This is a genomic window from Clostridium sp. KLE 1755 (assembly GCF_000466465.2).
Lineage (GTDB): Bacteria > Bacillota > Clostridia > Lachnospirales > Lachnospiraceae > Eisenbergiella > Eisenbergiella porci.
This window is the reverse complement of the sequence record NZ_KE992705.1, coordinates 1-3,025: the sequence shown is the minus strand read 5'-3', so window position 1 is coordinate 3,025 and position 3,025 is coordinate 1. Positions and strand designations below refer to the sequence as shown.

Below are 3,025 nucleotides of genomic sequence, written 5' to 3'. Positions count from 1 at the left end.
AAAAAAGAAATGAAGATTTCAAATAAAAAGGCATACAACGCTATGTATGCTGGTAACGAGACCAAAAAAGGACGAGTTACAACAGGTTAAGCTGTAAAGAGCACAGGGCGGATGCCTTGGCACTAAGAGCCGATGAAAGACGCGATAAGCTGCGAAAAGCTGCGGTGAGGAGCAAATATCCCGTGACCCGCAGATGTCTGAATGGGGAAACCCGGCGGAGCAAACCTCCGTCACCGTATACTGAATCCATAGGTATGCGGAGGGAACCCGGTGAACTGAAACATCTAAGTAGCCGGAGGAAGAGAAAGAAAATATATCGATTCTGTGAGTAGCGGCGAGCGAAAACGGAAGAGCCCAAACCAGTGTGCGTGCATGCTGGGGTTCGGACTGCAGACGTTACGAACAAGGTTAGCAGAACGGTCCTGGAAAGACCGGCCAGAGAGGGTGAAAGCCCCGTAAGCGAAAACCGAGTGAGGACAGCAGTATCCAGAGTACCACGAGACACGAGAAACCTTGTGGGAAGAAGCGGGGACCACCCCGTAAGGCTAAATACTCCTTAGTGACCGATAGCGCATAGTACTGTGAAGGAAAGGTGAAAAGGACCCCGGGAGGGGAGTGAAAGAGAACCTGAAACCCTGTGTTTACAAGCTGTGGAAGTACCTCAGGGGTACAACCGCGTACTTTTTGTAGAACGGTCCGGCGAGTTGCGGGTGCTGGCAAGGTTAAGTCCTTAAGGGACGGAGCCGAAGGGAAACCAAGTGTCAATAGCGCGTGAAGTCAGCATCTGCAGACCCGAAACCGGGTGATCTATCCATGTCCAGGTTGAAGTTGTCGTAAAAGACAATGGAGGACCGAACGCACATCCGTTGAAAAGGGTGGCGATGAGGTGTGGATAGGGGAGAAATTCCAATCGAACCCGGAGATAGCTGGTTCTCCTCGAAATAGCTTTAGGGCTAGCCTCGTATTAATGCCATGGAGGTAGAGCACTGAATTTCCTAGGGGGCGTCAAAGTCTACCGAAGAATATCAAACTCCGAATGCCATAGGTATGATGTACGGGAGTCAGACTGCACGAGATAAGTTGGGCAGTCAAAAGGGAAAGAGCCCAGACCTACAGCTAAGGTCCCAAAGTACGTGTTAAGTGGAAAAGGATGTGGGATTTCAAAGACAACTAGGATGTTGGCTTAGAAGCAGCCATACATTCAAAGAGTGCGTAATAGCTCACTAGTCGAGAGGTCCTGCGCCGAAAATGTCCGGGGCTGAAACACGACACCGAAGCTTAGGAATACAAGTAATTGTATTGGTAGAGGAGCAATCTTACCGGGACGAAGCAGTACTGTAAGGTATTGTGGACTGGTAAGAAGAGAGAATGCCGGAATGAGTAGCGAGATGGAGGTGGGAATCCTCCAGGCCGAATATCTAAGGTTTCCAGGGTAAAGCTGATCTGCCCTGGGTAAGTCGGGGCCTAAGGCGAGGTCGAAAGACGTAGCCGATGGACAACAGGTTGAGATTCCTGTACTATCATATGACAGAACTGTGGGGACACAGAAGGAAAGCCTGAGCCGGGAAAGGGAAAACCGGTGCAAGCGGAGTAGGAGTCAGACTGGAAAAACCGTCTGGCAATCTGAAGCCGTGATGCGTACCGAACTAGAGTAGGGAAGCAGGCGGGCCGGCTGTCGAGAAAAGCCGCTATTGTTCATATGATACCCGTACCGTAAACCGACACAGGTGGATGAGGAGAGAATCCTAAGGCCGGCGGGAGAAGCATTGTTAAGGAACTCGGCAAAATGACCCCGTAACTTCGGGAGAAGGGGTGCCTCTGAAAGGAGGCCGCAGAGAATAGGCTCAAGCAACTGTTTAGCAAAAACACAGGTCTATGCGAAACCGAAAGGTGAGGTATATGGGCTGACGCCTGCCCGGTGCTGGAAGGTTAAGAGGAGGAGTCAGGCAACGAAGCTCCGAATTTAAGCCCCAGTAAACGGCGGCCGTAACTATAACGGTCCTAAGGTAGCGAAATTCCTTGTCGGGTAAGTTCCGACCCGCACGAAAGGCGTAATGATTTGAGCGCTGTCTCGACAATGCACCCGGTGAAATTGAAGTACCAGTGAAGATGCTGGTTACCTGCGCCAGGACGGAAAGACCCCATGGAGCTTTACTCCAGCTTGATACTGGGATTCGATGCTGTATGTACAGGATAGGTGGGAGACTAAGAAGTGATTACGCCAGTAATCATGGAGTCAATGTTGGGATACCACCCTTGCAGCATTGGATTTCTAACCTGCGCCCGTGACCCGGGCGGGGGACAATGTCTGGCGGGGAGTTTGACTGGGGCGGTCGCCTCCGAAAGGGTATCGGAGGCGCTCAAAGGTTCCCTCAGGATGGTTGGAAACCATCCGGAGAGTGCAAAGGCATAAGGGAGCTTGACTGTGACACCGACGGGTGGAGCAGGTACGAAAGTAGGACTTAGTGATCCGGTGGTATTAAGTGGGAATGCCATCGCTCAACGGATAAAAGCTACCCTGGGGATAACAGGCTTATCACTCCCAAGAGTTCACATCGACGGAGTGGTTTGGCACCTCGATGTCGGCTCATCGCATCCTGGGGCTGTAGCAGGTCCCAAGGGTTGGGCTGTTCGCCCATTAAAGCGGTACGCGAGCTGGGTTCAGAACGTCGTGAGACAGTTCGGTCCCTATCCGGCGCAGGCGGAGGATATTTGAGAGGAGCTGTCCTTAGTACGAGAGGACCGGGATGGACGGACCGCTGGTGTATCTGTTGACGACCAACGTCATGGCAGAGTAGCCAAGTCCGGCAGGGATAAACGCTGAAGGCATCTAAGCGTGAAGCCCCCCTCAAGATGAGATATCCCAATAAGTAAGACCCCTTAGAGAGTATGAGGTAGATAGGCTGGAGGTGGAAGTGCAGTAATGTATGTAGCTGACCAGTACTAATCGGTCGAGGGCTTATCCTGAAAGAAGCAGGTTTTGGAGAGAAAAGAGATTAGATTCAATGTTCGGTTTTGAGGGTAT

General features: G+C 51.6%; 1 rRNA gene. It reads left to right on the top strand.

Annotated features, from left to right (window positions below):
* The first annotated feature begins 84 nt into the window (after nt 1-84).
* Nucleotides 85-2,967, top strand: a 23S ribosomal RNA gene (locus tag HMPREF1548_RS12595).
* Nucleotides 2,968-3,025 lie beyond the last annotated feature (58 nt).